This window comes from Umezawaea sp. (genome assembly GCF_057122925.1).
The window spans coordinates 12,610-27,815 of the sequence record NZ_DBNGPQ010000131.1; the positions used below are offsets into that span (position 1 = coordinate 12,610).

Annotated in this window: 16 protein-coding genes; 9 read left to right on the top strand and 7 right to left on the bottom strand. The window is 71.8% G+C overall.

The annotated features are described in order from the left end of the window. Positions 1 to 115 precede the first annotated feature (115 nt). A complete protein-coding gene (locus AC156L_RS29975; protein WP_330875120.1) occupies positions 116 to 1,174 on the top strand; it encodes a phytanoyl-CoA dioxygenase family protein in 1,059 nt (352 codons plus the stop codon). Between the two features lie 66 nt (positions 1,175 to 1,240). Here AC156L_RS29975 and AC156L_RS29980 read toward each other — a convergent pair whose 3' ends face one another. The 3 genes from AC156L_RS29980 to AC156L_RS29990 all read right to left on the bottom strand — a co-directional run bounded on the left by AC156L_RS29980 (position 1,241) and on the right by AC156L_RS29990 (position 3,747). After that, positions 1,241 to 2,134 (bottom strand): helix-turn-helix transcriptional regulator, encoded by an 894-nt coding sequence (locus AC156L_RS29980; RefSeq protein ID WP_330875121.1) that lies wholly within the window; start codon positions 2,132 to 2,134, stop codon positions 1,241 to 1,243. Positions 2,135 to 2,191: 57 nt separating this feature from the next. Continuing rightward, the gene (locus AC156L_RS29985; protein WP_330875122.1) at positions 2,192 to 2,995 is read right to left on the bottom strand and encodes an SDR family oxidoreductase; all 804 of its coding nucleotides are present in this window, start codon (positions 2,993 to 2,995) and stop codon (positions 2,192 to 2,194) included. Between the two features lie 215 nt (positions 2,996 to 3,210). Continuing rightward, positions 3,211 to 3,747 carry an NUDIX hydrolase gene (locus tag AC156L_RS29990; protein ID WP_484407476.1) on the bottom strand — a complete coding sequence of 179 codons (537 nt, stop codon included), beginning with the start codon at positions 3,745 to 3,747 and terminating at the stop codon, positions 3,211 to 3,213. 216 nt (positions 3,748 to 3,963) lie between these two features. Between AC156L_RS29990 and AC156L_RS29995 the strand changes: the two genes are divergently transcribed. Genes AC156L_RS29995 through AC156L_RS30010 form a run of 4 tightly spaced genes read left to right on the top strand, consistent with a single transcriptional unit; the run spans position 3,964 to position 7,428 of the window. Further along, positions 3,964 to 4,578, top strand: coding sequence for a DUF6875 domain-containing protein (locus AC156L_RS29995; protein ID WP_330875124.1), 615 nt, complete (start codon positions 3,964 to 3,966; stop codon positions 4,576 to 4,578). After that, entirely contained in the window at positions 4,575 to 5,459 is an 885-nt protein-coding gene (locus AC156L_RS30000; protein WP_330875125.1) for a tryptophan 2,3-dioxygenase, read from the top strand. Before AC156L_RS29995 ends, AC156L_RS30000 begins: the two co-directional genes overlap by 4 nt. Beyond that, positions 5,456 to 6,664: a kynureninase gene (locus AC156L_RS30005; protein ID WP_330875126.1), complete on the top strand. Its 1,209-nt coding sequence runs from the start codon at positions 5,456 to 5,458 to the stop codon at positions 6,662 to 6,664. The genes AC156L_RS30000 and AC156L_RS30005 overlap by 4 nt, the downstream gene beginning before the upstream one ends. Then, positions 6,661 to 7,428, top strand: coding sequence for an SDR family NAD(P)-dependent oxidoreductase (locus AC156L_RS30010; RefSeq protein WP_330875127.1), 768 nt, complete (start codon positions 6,661 to 6,663; stop codon positions 7,426 to 7,428). The genes AC156L_RS30005 and AC156L_RS30010 overlap by 4 nt, the downstream gene beginning before the upstream one ends. A gap of 16 nt (positions 7,429 to 7,444) precedes the next feature. Here the strand turns inward: AC156L_RS30010 and AC156L_RS30015 are convergent, their stop codons facing one another. Next, the gene (locus AC156L_RS30015; protein ID WP_330875128.1) at positions 7,445 to 8,569 is read right to left on the bottom strand and encodes an epoxide hydrolase family protein; all 1,125 of its coding nucleotides are present in this window, start codon (positions 8,567 to 8,569) and stop codon (positions 7,445 to 7,447) included. A gap of 53 nt (positions 8,570 to 8,622) precedes the next feature. Here AC156L_RS30015 and AC156L_RS30020 point away from each other — a divergent pair, with 53 nt between their 5' ends. Both AC156L_RS30020 and AC156L_RS30025 read left to right on the top strand, forming a co-directional pair. Further along, the gene (locus AC156L_RS30020) at positions 8,623 to 9,630 is read left to right on the top strand and encodes a helix-turn-helix transcriptional regulator (protein ID WP_330875129.1); all 1,008 of its coding nucleotides are present in this window, start codon (positions 8,623 to 8,625) and stop codon (positions 9,628 to 9,630) included. 168 nt (positions 9,631 to 9,798) lie between these two features. Then, positions 9,799 to 10,392 carry an SDR family NAD(P)-dependent oxidoreductase gene (locus AC156L_RS30025; RefSeq protein WP_330875130.1) on the top strand — a complete coding sequence of 198 codons (594 nt, stop codon included), beginning with the start codon at positions 9,799 to 9,801 and terminating at the stop codon, positions 10,390 to 10,392. On the opposite strand, the gene AC156L_RS30030 is transcribed toward AC156L_RS30025, so the two are convergent. Further along, on the bottom strand, positions 10,389 to 10,730 hold the full coding sequence (locus AC156L_RS30030) for a hypothetical protein (RefSeq protein WP_330875131.1): 342 nt from the start codon (positions 10,728 to 10,730) through the stop codon (positions 10,389 to 10,391). The two genes, AC156L_RS30025 and AC156L_RS30030, sit on opposite strands and share 4 nt — an antisense overlap. 241 nt (positions 10,731 to 10,971) lie before the next feature. On the opposite strand from AC156L_RS30030, the gene AC156L_RS30035 reads away from it, so the two are divergent. Both AC156L_RS30035 and AC156L_RS30040 read left to right on the top strand, forming a co-directional pair. After that, the gene (locus AC156L_RS30035) at positions 10,972 to 11,586 is read left to right on the top strand and encodes a hypothetical protein (protein ID WP_330875132.1); all 615 of its coding nucleotides are present in this window, start codon (positions 10,972 to 10,974) and stop codon (positions 11,584 to 11,586) included. A 294-nt stretch (positions 11,587 to 11,880) separates the two neighbouring features. Further along, on the top strand, positions 11,881 to 13,005 hold the full coding sequence (locus AC156L_RS30040; protein WP_484407478.1) for a hypothetical protein: 1,125 nt from the start codon (positions 11,881 to 11,883) through the stop codon (positions 13,003 to 13,005). Positions 13,006 to 13,304: 299 nt separating this feature from the next. Here the strand turns inward: AC156L_RS30040 and AC156L_RS30045 are convergent, their stop codons facing one another. Next, positions 13,305 to 14,375 (bottom strand): hypothetical protein, encoded by a 1,071-nt coding sequence (locus AC156L_RS30045; protein ID WP_330875134.1) that lies wholly within the window; start codon positions 14,373 to 14,375, stop codon positions 13,305 to 13,307. Beyond that, a complete protein-coding gene (locus tag AC156L_RS30050) occupies positions 14,354 to 15,058 on the bottom strand; it encodes a hypothetical protein (protein WP_330875135.1) in 705 nt (234 codons plus the stop codon). Before AC156L_RS30050 ends, AC156L_RS30045 begins: the two co-directional genes overlap by 22 nt. Positions 15,059 to 15,206 lie beyond the last annotated feature (148 nt).

A 15,206-nucleotide genomic window follows, 5' to 3' on the forward strand; every position in this document is an offset into this window, starting at 1 on the left:
CCGTCACGGCTCGGTAGTATTGTTCCGAGGCCCAGATCGACATTCCGCCGGTGATACCGGTACCGACTGCTCCGTCCGGCCTCCACGACTTGCATCGCACGCGGGGGAGGCTGCGGTGGAACTGGTCCCGTTCACGGATTCCACGTCGTTGGTGGGCGATTCGCGCGCGCTGGCCTCCAGGCTCGCCGAGGACGGGTACCTCTGCTTGCGCGGTCTGCTGCCGGAGCCGGACGTCGCCGCGGTGCGCGACCGCATCCTCGCGCTGGCGCGCGGTGCGGGCTGGCTCCTGCCGTCGACGGGCACCGAACTCCCGCTGGCGGACCGGCGCGCGACGGCCTGGTGGCCGGATCCCGGCTACGTCGCCGTGCACGACCGGATGTGGCGCGACCGCGACCTCCACGCCCTGATGCACAGCCCCGCGCTCCTCGCCGTGCTGTCCGGCCTGTTCGGCGAGCCGGTCCTGGTCCACCCCCGCAAGGTCCTGCGGGTCGTGCACCCGCGGTGCGCGACCACGCCCCCGGAGACGGGCTGGCACCAGGACTACCCCGGTATCCAGGGCTCGGAGCGGACGGTCGCCGTCTGGACGCCGCTGGTGCCGGTCGAGCCGGGGACCGGTGCGCTGACCGTGCTGCCCGGCTCGCACCGCGCGGGGCAGCTCCCGATGCGGCTCAGCAACAACTCGATGGTCGGCTGGGAAGCCGATGCCGACACCTCCACCGTCCACACCGGACGCCTGGACCCCGGTGACGTGATCGTCTTCACCGCCTTCACGGTGCACAGCGGCAGCGCCAACGAAGGTCCTCGGCTGAGGATCTCGGTGGACTGCCGCTACCAGCCGGTGAGCGACCCGGTGTGCCCCGGAAGTCTGGAGTTCGACGACGGCAGGACCTGGGACGACGTCTACCGCACCTGGCCGAGCGGCGGACGGGGCGATCCTCTTTCGCACTACTGGCGCCGACTCCCGATCACCGTCGTCGACTACGACCCCGGCCCGCACAGCGCCCGCGAGCACGAGGTCATCGCCGCGGCCGAAGCCGGGAACCCCGACGCCCGGCGAGCCCTCCAGGTGATCTCCGTCTACGGCGGCGACCACGCGAGCAGGGAACGGGCGACCGCGTTGTTGCGGGAGCCGCCCTTCGGGGCCTCGCGGGTTCCCGTGACCTCGCCCGAATGACCCCGTGCTCGTTCGAGGTCGGTGGTCGTTTCCCCGCGGGGCACCGGTGCCGCTGGAGGCGCTGGACTACCGGCTGGGCGCTTGACCCCCGGTCGCCGTCTTCTCCCGGCCCGCCGCCCACGACGCCAGCACGGCCAGACCGTCCGCGGTCGCCGTGCCGGCTGGCGCGGTGTAGACGTTCAGGAGCAGGCCGGGTTCGGCGGGCACCTCCATGGACTCGACGTCCAGGTCGAGCCTGCCCACCACCGGGTGGTGCACGCGCTTGAGTCCGGACCGGTGGAGCTGAACGTCCTGGGACGCCCACCGCCGCCGGAACAGGTCACTGCGTGTCGACAGTTCACCGACCAGGGCGATCAGCTCCTCGTCGTGCGGATCGCGGCCTGCCTCCGTGCGCAGCTTCGCGGCCACGTCGCGGACGATCCGGTCGTGGTCGACGAAGAACGCCCGTGCCGCTTCGGGTTCCAGGTACACGAACCGCGCGGTGTTCGCGGGCCGTCGTGCGTCGGCCAGCACCGGTGAGAACAGCGCGCGGGCGAGGTGGTTCATGGCCAGCACGTCGTACCGGCCGTTGCAGATCCACGCCGGCGCGTCGGTGATGGCGTCGAGCACCCGCCGCAGCGCCGGACGCACGGCCACGGCCGGTCGCCTGCGGCGTGGAGCGCCGGGCGTCCTGGACCGCCGTGCGAGCTGGAGCAGGTGGTCGCGCTCGGCCTCGTCGAGTCGCAGGGCGGAGGCCAGCGCGTCGAGCACCCCGTCGGAGGCGCCTGCGAGGCCGCCGCGCTCCATGCGCACGTAGTAGTCGACCGACACCCCCGCCAGGAGGGCCACCTCCTCGCGACGCAGGCCTTGGACGCGGCGGTGGCCGCCGTAGGCGGGCAGTCCGGCCCGCTCGGGCGTGATGCGCGCGCGACGCGAGCTGAGGAACTCCTTGATCTCGGTGCGCAGATCGGTCGTGGCCACCCCGTCACCGTAGGCCCTGCCCGCGGGCGGAGGGAGGTTCTGCCGGTACCCCGACGGCTAGGTACCCGACGCGGTCGTGGCGATGCCGCCGTCGACCGGGATGACGGTGCCCGTGAGGTAGGCCCCGGCCCGGCTCGCGAGGAACACGGCGATGCCCGCCATGTCGTCGTCGCGGCCGATCCGGCGCAGCGGGGCCTTCGCCGCGATCGTGTCGCCGATGGCGTCGAGCGTGGAGGCCATCATCTGCGACGGGAACGGCCCAGGGGCGACCGCGTTCACCGTGACGTGCTGGGGGCCCAGTTCCCTGGCCAGCACCCTGGTGAGTTGGTGGAGCCCCGCTTTGCTTGCCGCGTAGGAGTAGTTGGGGGACGCGGCGACGTGGACGGCGGCGATGCTGCCGATGTTGATGATCCGCGCGGGATCGTCGGCGGTGCCTGCCCGGCGCAGTGCGGGCAGCAGCGCCCGCGCCAGCCAGAACGGCGACTTGAGGTTGAGGTCGATCACGTCGTCCCAGGCCTGGTCCGGGAACGTCTCCAGCGGCTCGCGCCACATCGCTCCCGCGTTGTTGACGAGGATGTCCAGGCGATCCGAGTCGGCCGTGACGAGATCGGCCAGGCGCAGGCACTCGTCGTGCTTGGACAGGTCGGCGGGGATCGCGCGGACGTCGCCGAACTCGGACAGCAGGTGTCGCGCCTCCGCGCACGCGTCCGCCTTGCGTGAGCTGATCACGACGCGGGCGCCCGCCCGCACCAGGCCGCGCGCCACCATCAGCCCGATACCCCTGGTGCCGCCGGTGACGAGTGCGTACTTCCCACTCAGGTCGAAGAGGTCCGCGTGAGTGGTGAACCGGGTGTCCGTCATCGGTCTTCGTCTCTTCTGTCGTGGAAGCCCGCACCGACGCGGTGCGGGCTGGGTTGCCTCGACCAGGTTGACCGGCGTCCTGCGCGTCTGGGAGCCCCTGGTGGTACGGGTACCGCGAGAGCCCCCTGTCTGGTGTGCGCTGCCGCGACGTCCTCCCGCGCGGTGATCTTCTCGGATGGAACGACCTCGATCTTCCGCGCTCATCGCCTTCTCCGTCATCGGCTCTGGTTGTGTGGTCGGACGATGTGCTGTTTCCCACCGGGGAACACCAGCGGGTGCTCCCCGACACCCGACGGCCAGGTCCACAGGGTGGGCTCAGCGGTTGGACGGAGCAGGTGGTGGATCGTTGGTTCGCGCATCGGCGCGAATTCGACAGCGGACAACCGACGGACCGCTTCGTGGATCGGCGTCCAGGCGACCTCCCGCACCACGCCGTCCGGATCGGCGGGCTTCAGGTCACCGGGCGGAGCGGTGGTCGTGAAGGTCAGCGCCGTCCAGAGGTCGGCCCGTCTACCTGCCGCCACCTCGTACTGGGCCACGCAGGACAACCGCCAGGGGGCGGCGATCGTCAGCCCGGTCTCCTCCGCGACCTCGCGTGCCAACGCCTCGTGCGCGAACTCGCCCTGTTCGACGACTCCGCCGGGCACCGCCCAGTACGGGGTGGGATCGTCTCGTCCCTGCTGCCGCACGAGCAGCACGTCCCCTTCGCGGACGATCAACGCGGCTACCACGAGCTTGGACGTAGCTGCCATCTCCGCAGTGTCCCAGCCGATCCGCACCGGTTCGCGATGCTCCGGGGGCACGCGGTACAGCCTTGGACGGGACTCGTTTTTTCGCCGCATTGTTGATGTTCACAGTGTGGAGAGCGGGATCCGAGCGCAACCGATATTCACCTGATCGGCCCTGTCGACGATTGCATTCCGCGCTACAGTGGAACTCGGGGGTGGCTGTTTTCCTGGGGAGGAGAAATGGTTCAGGGGGTTTCTTCATGGGCTCTTGAAGCTGCTCGGATCTGGGTCCGTGAATATCTTTGCGAACCGCACGAATCTATCGGCAGAACCGGTGCTGTGTGTCCGTTCGTCGAACCGTCGTTGAGGGCGGACTGCCTTGAGATCGAAGAATGGCCGGTCGAGGAGAACGCGGGTCCGCGCGAGGTCGTCGTGTTGATCGAGCGCATGGTCCTGCGCTTCGGCGAGATCGAGTGGGCCTCGGCGAACGCGACGTTGCACGCGCTCGTGGTGGTGCTCCCCGACCTGGTGGGCGAGCGTGCGCGACTGCTCGACGAGGCGCACGCGAAACTCAAACCGCAGTTGGTGCGGCGCGGGCTGATGCTCGGTCAGTTCCACGCGGAATGTGACGAGCCTGCCGCGCGAAACCCGGAATTCCCGGTGTCGAGATCGCCCGTTCCGCTGCTCGCGCTGCGGCACATCGCGTTTCACGACATCCTTTTCCTCGACTCCGATCCGGGGTGGTTCACCCATTACGCGGGGCGCTACGGAAAACGCTACGCCAAGGGAGCCGTGCGCGAGCCCCTGTTCATAGAATTGTTCACGCGAGCCTGTACTCGGTGGAGGTACGAGTGACCCGTCCACCGCCGGACCTGGGGATCGGCAGCAACGCCCAGCGGCAGCAGTTGGCCGCCGCCACCAACGGGTGTCCGGTGCTGGACTTCCCCGGTGCCAGCACGCCCTACATCGACTACCAGAGCATCGACGTGCTGCTGTCGTTGCAGCAGCCGCGTTCCGGGGACCCGTCCGAGCTGACGTTCTACGTCCTCGGCCAGGTGAAGGAGCTGCTGTTCAAACTGGTGCACACCGAACTGGTCCGGGTGCGCGGGCTGCTGGACGCCGACGACGTCAGCGGGTCGGTGTGGGCGCTCCGCCGCACCCGCCGGGTGGTCGAGCTGCTGGTGAGCAGTTGGGACGTGCTGGGGACGCTGGCGCCGACCGAGTTCAACGCCTTCCGCGACCACCTCGGCCAGGCCTCGGGGTTCCAGTCCTACATGTACCGGATGGTCGAGTACGTGCTGGGCAACAAGGTCGAGGCGCTGGCCCGTCCGCACCGCAACGTGCCGCACGTGAACGAGCAGGTGGACAGGGCGCTGCGGGAGCCCGGCGTCTACGACGCGGCCGTGGCGCTGCTGGCCCGCCGCGGCGCGGCCGTCCCGCCCGAGGTGCTGGACCGCGACTTCTCCCGTCCGGTGGACCCGCACCCGGACGTCGAACGGGCCTGGGCCGACGTGTACCGCGACGGCGGCCCGGCCGATGAGCTGTTCCTGCTGGCCGAGGGGCTGATGGACGTCGCGGAGGCCGTCTGCCGCTGGCGGTCGGTGCACCTGCTCGTCGTCGAACGGATCATCGGCACGAAGCCGGGCACGGGCGGCACCGCCGGTGTGTCCTGGCTGCGCCGCATCAACGAACACCGGTTCTTCCCGGAGTTGTGGACCGCCAGGAGGTTGCTGTGACCGTGATCGGGAACGTCGCCGGGCTCCGTGACGCCACCGACCCCCTCGCGCACCTGCGCGAGCGGTTCCACCCGGTGCCCGAGGACGCCGTGTACCTCAACGGCGGCTCGCTGGGCAGGTTGCCGGCCGCCACGGCCGCGCTCGTGGACCACGTGGTCCAGCAGGAGTGGGGCAACGGCCTCGCGGAGGCGCGCACCCAGTGGTTCGACCTGTGCGAGCGGATGGGGGACCGGGTGGCGGAGGTGGCGCTCGGCGCGCACCCCGGCGAGGTCGTCGTCGGCGACTGCACCAGCGTGAACCTCTACAAGCTGGCCGCCGCGACGCTGGACGCGAACCCGGAGCGCCGCACGATCGTCACCGACGACGACAACTTCCCCACCGACCAGTACGTGCTGGCCGGGGTCGCGGCCGAACGCGGTGGCACCCTGCGCCGCCTGCACTCGCACCCGGACCGCGGCCTCGACCTGGACCTGCTGCGGGAGGCCGTGGACGACACGGTCGCGCTGGTGTCGCTGTCGCTGGTGTCGAGCCGCTGCGGTGCGCTGCTGGACATCGCCGAGGTGCACCGCATCGCGCACGCGGCGGGCGCGCTGGTGCTGTGGGACCTCAGCCACGCCGCGGGGGCGGTGCCGGTCGACCTCGCGGCGAACGGCGCGGACCTGGCGGTCGGCTCCACCTACAAGCACCTGTTCGCCGGACCCGGCGCGCCCGCCTTCCTCTACGTCCGACGCGACCTGCAAGCCGTTCTGCGGCAACCGATCCACGGGTGGTACGGCCACCGCGAGCAGTTGGCGATGCGCATCGACTACGACCCCGACCCGACCATCCGGCGGTTCCTCACCGGCAGTCCACCGATCCTGTCGCTGGTGGCGACGGGCGCGGGCCTCGACGTGATCGCCGAGGCCGGGCTGCCCGCGCTGCGCGCGAAGAGCGTCGCGCTGACCGGGTACCTCCAGGAACTGCTGGAGCCCACCGAGCTGCGGCTGGCGGGTCCGGCCGATCCGGCCGGGCGGGGCGCGCACGTCACCTACGAGCACCCGCGCGCGGCGGAACTCGTGCCGCTGCTGGCGCGCCGTGGTGTCTTCGTCGACCACTCGGTGCCGAACCGGTTGCGCCTGACGCCCGCGCCGCTGTCCACCCGCTTCACCGACGTCGCCGAGGCGGCGAGCCGCATCCGAGAGGTCCTGGAGGGGAACGGTTCATGAGTCGACGGCGGGTACTGGTCACCGGCGCGTCGCGCGCCAGCGGCATCGGCGCGGCGAGCGCCGCGGCACTGGCGGCGGGCGGCGCCGTGGTCGCCGTGCACGCCCGCGAGGACGTGGAGGCCGCCGAGGCCGTGGCGGCGAGCCTGCCGGGCGACGGGCACGCGGTGGTCGTCGCGGACCTGGCCGACCCGGACCAGGTGGCCGAGATGGTGCGGCAGGCCGTCTCCGCGCTCGGCGGCGTCGACGTGCTGGTCAACAACGCCGCCCTGCACGTGGAGCACCCCATCGCGAGCACCTCCTACGCCGACTGGCAGGCGCTGTGGCGGCGGACCCTGGACGTGAACCTGATCGGCACGGCCAACGCCACCTGGTGCGTGGTGGACCACCTGCTCACCCGACCGGAGGGACCGGAGAACGCGTCGATCATCATGGTCGGCTCGCGCGGCGCGTACCGGGGTGAGCCCGCCGTGCCCGCGTACGGGGCGAGCAAGGCGGGGATGCACGCGTTCGCCCAGTCCATGGCGGTCGCGCTGGCGCCGCACGGGATCGGCGTCGCGGCGGTGGCGCCCGGCTTCACCGTCACCGACCTCACCGAGGACCTGCTCAAGGGGCCCGAGCGGGAGTCGATCCTGGCGCAGCACCCGTTCGGCCGGGTCGCAGCCTCCGCCGAGATCGGGGCCGCCGTCGCCTGGCTGGCCTCGCCGGAGGCCCAGTGGGCCAGCGGCACGGTGCTCGACCTCAACGGAGCGTCCTACCTGCGGTGAGGTCGAGCACCGCCGGTCAGGAGCGGAAGAAGGTCCGCAGGTCGCCGACGAGCACGTCCGGGCGTTCCAGCGCCGCGAAGTGCCCGCCGTCGGGGAACTCCGACCAGTGCACGACGGCGGTGTTGTCCCGTTCGGCGAACGCGCGGATCGACGTGAAGTCGTCGGCGAAGACGGCGACCCCGGTCCGCGACGGGTTCACCTCCGGCTCGCGCGCGGCCTTCGCCTCCTCGAAGTGGTAGCGCCCCGCCGTGGCCTGGGTGTTGGTGAACCAGTAGAGGGAGACCTGGGTCAGGACCTGCTCGGTCGTCACGAGGCTCGTCCCGTCGCCGAAGTTGGCGAACAGCTCGCTGTAGGCCAGCTGCCCCACCGGTGAGTCGGCGATGCCGACCGAGACGGTCTGCGGGCGCGTCGCGTTCATCTGGTTGTAGCCGCCGACGGACTGGAACCAGCGCATGTGCTCCAGCGCCGCGTAGTCCTTCGGTTCCAGCTCCTCGAACTCCGCCGGGTCTCCGGTCGGGAACGAGAACAGCTGGAGCACGTGCAGGCCGAGGAAACCCTCCGGCCGCATCAGCCCCAACTCGCGGGAGATCAACGCGCCCGCGTCGCTGCCGTGCGAACCGTACGAGTCGTACCCGAGGCGCCGCATCAGCGCGTCGACCGTCTCCGCCACCCTCCGCATCGTCCAGCCGCGGCCGACGAGCGGCGTGCTGAAGCCGAATCCGGGGATCGACGGCACGACGACCGAGAACGCGTCCGCGGCGTCGCCGCCGTGGGCGACGGGATCGGTGAGCGGGCCGATCAGGTCGAGGAACTCGGCGAACGAGCCGGGGTAGGTGTGCAGGAGCAGCAGCGGGGTCGCCCCCTCCTCCTTCGACGGCACGTGGACGAAGTGCACGGTCTGCCCGTCGATCTCGGTCAGGTACTGCGGGAACTCGTTCATCCGGGCTTCCTGCGCGCGCCAGTCGAACGTGGTTCGCCACTGCTCGACGGTCTCGCCGAGGTAGCTGTTCGGCGTGCCGTACTCCCAGTCGTCGGTGGGGGCGGGCCGCGGCAGCCTGGTGCGGGCGAGGCGCTCGTCGAGGTCGTCCAGGTCGGCCTGGGGGACATTGACGCGGAAGGGGCGGATCTCGGTGTTCGTCATGGGACCCACGGTAGGAGCTGTATAGGAACGTTCGGTTCCTATAAGGTGGATGGGTGTTGGACACCTCCTCCCGGCTGCTCGCGCTGCTGGCGCTGATGCAGTCGCGGCCCGCGTGGTCGGGTTCGGAGCTCGCGGAGCGGTTGAACGTCACGGGGCGGACGATCCGCAACGACGTCGACCGCCTGCGCGAGCTCGGGTACCCGGTCGACGCCGTGCGCGGACCCGCCGGGCACTACCGGCTGGGCGTCGGGGCGAAGCTGCCGCCGCTGCTGCTCGACGACGACGAAGCGGTGGCGGTCGCGATCGGACTGCGGGCCGGACGCGGGGTCGCGGGCATCGAGGACAGCGCGGCGCGGGCGTTGGCGAAGCTCCAGCAGGTCCTGCCGCACCGGTTGCGGCGCCAGGTGACCGCGGTGCACCAGGCGATGACCGAGGGCCCGGAGAACACCGGCGGCAACGTCGCGGACCCGGTGGTGGACCCCACCGCGCTGGCGACGATCGCGGCGGCCGTCCGCGACTCCGAACTGCTGCGGTTCGACTACGCGGCCCCGGACCGCACCGACGACGGGCCGCGCCGCAACGACGCCTCGGCGCCGTTCGGGGAGTGGCCGGTGCTGGTGGAGCCGTACCGGCTGGTGAGCTGGGAGCGGCACTGGTACCTCGTCGCACGGGGACCGGAGACGGGGACGTGGCACACGTACCGCGTCGACTGGATCTCGTTGCGGATGGCGACCGGTCGCCGCTTCACCGCGGTCGCGCTGCCCGGCGGGGACTACGCGGACTTCGTCCTGCGCGACGTGGCCACCGCGGGGTGGAGGGTGCACGCGAGGATCACCGTGTTCGCGCCCGCGGAGGACGTGCTGGCGCGGATCAACCCGGCCGTCGGCGTGGTGGAGGCGGTCGACGGGTCGACGTCGGTGCTCGTGACCGGGGCCGACAGCCTGGAGCTGATCGCCGTCTACACCGGGATGCTCGGCCTCGACTTCCACGTCACCGAGCCGCCCGAGCTGGTCGAGCACCTCCGCGTCCTCGGCGGGCGCTACGCCCGCGCGGTGGACTGACGGAGCACCGCGCCGCGCTCGTCGGTCTGCTCGACCACGCCGCGCCCCCGGCCACCGCTCCCGACCCGCTCCCGCGGTCGTCGAGCGGAACCGCCCGCTCGGTGCGGACGCCGACCCCGGTGGGATCTAGGGTTCGGGGCCTGTGCGCAGTGGTGTCGGAGGTGGGCCGTGACGGGTAGCAAGACCTTCCTGGTCGCCGGGGTGGGTGGTGGGCTCGGGCGGGCGTTCGCCGAGCGTGCGCTGGGTGCGGGCCACCGCGTCGTCGGCATCGTCCGCAGACCCGAGCAGGTCGCGGAGTTCGAGGCCCTGGAGCCGGGGTCGGCGTTCGCGCGCGTCCTGGACATCGGGTCGGCCACCGGGATCGAGCCCGCGATCAGGTCCGTCGAGGCCGAGATCGCGCCCATCGACGTCCTCGTGGCGGGCACGGACCACGCCGAGTCCACGGTGGAGGACCTCCGTAGGCAGCGGGACATCGACGTGTTCGGGACGGTCGCGGTCGTGAAGGCGGTCCTGCCCGCCATGCGGCTGCGGCGCGGCGGGACCGTCGTCGTCGTGACCCCCGACGCGACCCCGTCGTACCACGGCAGCAAGTTCGCGCTGGTCGGCATCATGCTCTCCCTGGCGACGGAGGTGGCCCCGTTCGGCGTCCGCGTGACGGCGGTCGAACCGGAGGCGTTCCGCGCCGCCTGGTCGAACGAGGGGCTGGTGCTGGAGTCGGACGGGCCCCTGGCCCTCGGTGCGGGTACCACCTCGCCCCCCTAGTCGAGTGAGTCCGGCGGGGAATCGTCACGGGCTTCGTCACCCAGGGCGGCCATCTCCTCCACCACGGCGGCCGTCTCGGCCAGCAGGGCCTCCACCGCGTCCTCGCGGCCACCCTCCGCGGGCACCCACCCCTGGCTGATCAGCCACAACCGGTCGGCGTTGTCCCGCAGCCGGATGGCCAGCGCGGCCATCGCCCCGAGGTTGCGCGCGGCCGCCGCCGACACCCGCGTCCGGTAGGCGGCCTGTCTGCACGCGGCCGAGCAGTACCGCCTCGGTCGGCCCGCGCCCGCGGCGGGAATCTCGTTGTCGCAGTTCCGGCACTGTTCGCTTTTCGTCACCACAACCTCGGTGACGTAATAGGAAAAACGTTGACCCGGCGTGCTCGAAAAGGACGCCCTATCAGGCGACGGACAATTCGTTGACCGGTCTGATTTCGGCGTGTGTACTGAGACGGCAGTCGCAGGAAGAACGGCAAGGAATTGCGGCGGTGTTCCGGCCCCCACTCCCCGCTGGAATGGGATTTGTGTTCTCGGTGCAGGTTGGAAACATGTCCGCACTTAATTGTGAGGAGTATTCCGCATGTCCACTCAGTATTCGCTGACGGTCACGAACAACTCGACCCAGTTCCAGGACATCGTCGTCTACCAGAAAGCGGTGGACCTCGGCGTGCCCAACGCGCTGTCGCTGGCGTGGATGACCGCGCCCGCGCACCCGAAGACCACGGTCACCTTCACCTGGAGCGAGGACTACAACTTCGTCTGGTCGCAGACCGGCACGCTCCAGCCGGGGGTCGCGTTCAAGGCGCAGCAGACCATGGACGCCGACCCGGAGAACCCGGAGGCCAACCAGGTCCAGTTCGGCTCGCCGAAGGGCGCGTTCACCTTCATCGACGGCCCGGCGATGGGAACGCCGCAGCTGGGTTCCCTCTACATCCGCACGCTGCCCGACGTGCCCGCCGACACCGCGTCGGTCGGCATCGGCATGTCGAACGCGGGCACCTTCGTCGTCACCGCGGGCCCGAACCTGAACTACGTGTTCACGCCGCACCCGTCGTACTGGGTGGCCGCGGGCACGTTCACCGCGGGCGAGGTCCTGGACGTCGAGGAGATCACCAACACGCAGGAGATCACCTACCGGAGCACGTTCGCGCAGAACGCCGTGCTCGGGTCGAACAACCTGTGGACCGTGTCCTGACGGCCCGCGTCCGCGCCTCGTAGCGCGCGGGCCCGTCACCGGCGTTCCGTGCCGCCCCCACCTCCCGGCACCGGACGCCCCACGGCTGGGTGCGCGGCCCGTCCCCCCGCGCACCCAGCCCGGTAACTCGCACCCCCGCACCGCGCCGCCCTCCACGACCCGGCGCGGTCGCGGTAACCGGACCTCGTCCGGCCGCGCCCCTGCCTCCGGCGCGACCCCGGCGCCCCGCAGCACCGACACCCAGCACCGACTCCCGCACCGCGTGCGGGAGTCGGGCATCCCCGAGGAGAACTCGTGAAGAACTACGAGAAGGTCCAACTCGTGGCCTACGGAACGGTCACGTCGGCACCCGTGCGGGTGCTGCCTCCCGGAAGGCCGCCCGCGGAGGAGTACGACGCCGACATGAAGACGCGCGGCGCCACCCTGTGCAAGGTGGCCAACTGGATCCAGGCCAACCACTCGGCCGCGGTGTCCGACCCGACCGTGCTGAAGGTGCTGGTGGTCCCCGAGTTCTACTTCCGCTTCGGCGGCCCGGTGGCGGCCGACTCCCCGCCGGACACGCTGAACAACAGCTACCCCGACGCCGTCGGCATGATCTCGAACCTGATCGGCGACGTGCTCGTGCCCCAGTTCTCGACCGACGCCTGGAACGACTGGATCATCATCGCGGGATCGGCGTTCTGGCACGTGCCCGCCGCGAGGACGACGAACGGGGATGTCGCCTACTTCAACACCTCCATCGTGATCAACGGCGGTGAGCTACCCGAGGACGAGCCCAACACCAACGACGACCCGGCCACGGTGCCCACGCTGGGGCGTTCCTCGACCAACCAGAAGGCGCTGATGTCGCGCATCGACTGGTCGGTCGCGCGCGGCAACGACCGGAGCAAGTGGGACGCCGCGCTCAACCCGATGTTCACCACCCAGCTCACGGACGACAGGTACCTGCGGTGGCACCTGTTCAAGACCGGGGGCAAGGGCAACCGGGGCGGCAGGTCGGTCGTCCTCGGCGTCGAGGTCTGCCTGGAGCACGTCCGGGCCAGCGAGGACAGGGGAGAGGTCGCCGGGGTGCTGCGGGTGCTCGCGGCTCAGGAGCCGCAGATGCCCCCGCCGGACGTCCACGTGGTCACCTCGTGCGGCATGGACCTCGTTCCGACGATCGGCGTGGCCACGGCGCCGGGCGGGATCGCGATGATCTGCGACGGGGCCCAGCCCGACACCGGGATCCAGCCCGTCTGGTGGCCGCACGCCGAGGTGCGCCGGACGACCGGCGTGACGAGGGACGGCGTGCGGCTGATGGCGCGTGGCCGGAGCCTGGGGTCGTTCGAACTGCCGGACGGCCTCCAGGTCGGAGCGCCCGGCGACCCGAGGACCCCCAGGGACGCGGTGTCGATCTGGGAACCGGTCGACCTGCCCTGATCCGACGCCGGGAGGCGCCGCTCGTGCGGTGCCCCCCGGCTGGGGGCGATCCGCGCACCGCCGCCGCGCTCCCACCGGGGCGCGGGTCTCGACGTGCACGGCGAGCGGCATGGTCCGGACGCTACGCGGGGAAGCGGGGACCGACCAGGGGCGCGCGCTGGTGCGGACCCGTTCCTCGGCGGTCCACCTGCCGTTTCGACCCCGGTGCCGGATCGGGGGACCACCGACGGGGTGATCTCCGGTGGTGCTGTCCGGGACGCGGTCGTACGGCTCCGCGCGGCCGGGTCGGCGGTGCCCGCCTACCGCGTCGGGTCGGGTGGCGGGGGAGGGTTGGTGGCGAAGACCGGTCGCACGTCGCCGATCCACGTGTCGGAATCCGCGGTGACCATGGTCGTGGGGCCCACGGCGAAGTCGCGGTACACGCGGGTGCTGTCGAACTCCCCTTCGCCGTAGCGGTTCCAGCCCGACCCGTCCGCGGACGTCCACAGGTAACCGGCCTGCGTGACGGCGTGGCCGAGCAGCACGAACCCGTCGCCCCAGTCGCGGACCCGGTCCAGCGAGCGGCCCACGGCCGGTCCCACGGCCGGATCGGGGAGCCTGCCGGGGTCGATGCCCGCCTGCCGCCACACCCCGTCCCGGCGGAACCACACCTGCTGCCCCTCGCCGTCCAGGGACGAGGCGACCAGCACGACCGCGCCGCCGTTGCCCGCCAGCCCGTCGACCGACAGCAGGGGCAGACCCCCCGCGATGTCCTCCCACCCGACACCGTCGGGCGAGGCGTAGACGCGAACGGGGTCGATCTCGTCGTCCACCGGCACGGAGGCGCTGCCGTACGCGTGGCCGGGCTCCACCAGGAAACCGTCCGGTGTCGCGACCGCCAGCGGCGAGCTGTTCGGCAGCACGGCCTCCGCGCCCGGCAGGGGTTTCGGGGCGTCGAACGACCGGCCGTCGCGGGAGTGCCAGTACGACAGGCCCGCGTGCTCGGTGTCGCTGCGCACGACCAGGACGCCGCGCGGCCCGGCGGCCAGCGCGACGGTCGCGTCGTCCCACTCGGACAGGGGCACCTCGTCCCACCGCTGTCCGTCGTCGCTGCGCCACAGGGACAACCCGATCGTCGTCGCGCCCAGGACGTACGCGGAGGAGCCGTGCGCGGCCGTGGCGATCGGCTCGTCGAGCCCGTCGAGGTAGGTGGGGTCCCAGTCGCGCCCGTCCGCCGACACCGACACACCCTGGTCGAGCGCGAGGAACCCGCGGTCCCAGCCGTCCACGGCGCCCCGTGCGGGCTCGACCCGCGTCCACGGGGACGTCGGCGGCTCGGAGGAGCACGCCGCCAGCAGCAGCACCAGCACTAGGAGCAGTCGGAACGCCACATCGCCTCCCCGTCCAGGCACAGCTCGCGCGACCCGGTCACCGCGGTGGTGCGGAACGGCAGGCCGTGGTCGTCCAGCACGAGTTCGCCCGACTCCTCGCCGGACGTCCAGGCCAGGCGCAGCCGCCACTCCACCAGCGCCGTGGTCACCTTCGTCGTCACGATCAGCTGCTCGGGGTCGGCCTGGTCGACGCGGTAGGGGAAGTCGGGGGTGTCGGGTTCGGCCACGAGCCTCGGCTCCGAGCGGTCGAGGTCGACCCGGAAGTACCGGGGCGGGACCTTGCTCGCGCAGCCCGCCCGCAGGAACAGCCCGACCGGCGCGGGCAGCGACCGGACCACCTCGACGCGCGCGGACTGCAGCACGACCGCCCGGCCCGCGGTGCCCTGCACGGTGACGGTGACGCGCGAGCCCGACGCGATCACGGCCTCGGCGGGCGGCACGTAGCCCTCGCTCGCGATCTCCCGCTGCCCCTGGTCCGGCACCACCCGGCCCGAGGCGCAGTCCACCGGGTCGTACTCCACCACGGCCGCCACGGGTGACGCGGGCGCCGGCCGCGGAGGCTCCGGCCAGACCGCGACCGCCACCAGCCCGGCGGCCAGCAGCACGGCCACGACCGCCAGCGCGATCACCCCGCGGCGGTCGTGGTGCTGGTCGATGCGGTCGCCGACCTGGACGTCCTGCACGGATCCGGCCTGAACCGCCGCCGTGACGTTCCCGTCGATCCTGTTCCGGCTCTTCCCTGTGTCGATGATCCGATCATCGCCCACGATCCGCCGCCACGATCCGCAGACCGGCGGAGAGACACTCGTTCGGACGAGCGCCGCGCCCCCG

Bases quoted from the DNA above. Each gene is read 5' to 3' on its own strand.
- AC156L_RS29985 (WP_330875122.1), bottom strand. From the start codon at position 2,995: ATGACGGACACCCGGTTCACCACTCACGCGGACCTCTTCGACCTGAGT.
- AC156L_RS29990 (WP_484407476.1), bottom strand. From the start codon at position 3,747: ATGGCAGCTACGTCCAAGCTCGTGGTAGCCGCGTTGATCGTCCGCGAA.
- AC156L_RS29995 (WP_330875124.1), top strand. From the start codon at position 3,964: ATGGTTCAGGGGGTTTCTTCATGGGCTCTTGAAGCTGCTCGGATCTGG.
- AC156L_RS30010 (WP_330875127.1), top strand. From the start codon at position 6,661: ATGAGTCGACGGCGGGTACTGGTCACCGGCGCGTCGCGCGCCAGCGGC.
- AC156L_RS30015 (WP_330875128.1), bottom strand. From the start codon at position 8,569: ATGACGAACACCGAGATCCGCCCCTTCCGCGTCAATGTCCCCCAGGCC.
- AC156L_RS30035 (WP_330875132.1), top strand. From the start codon at position 10,972: ATGTCCACTCAGTATTCGCTGACGGTCACGAACAACTCGACCCAGTTC.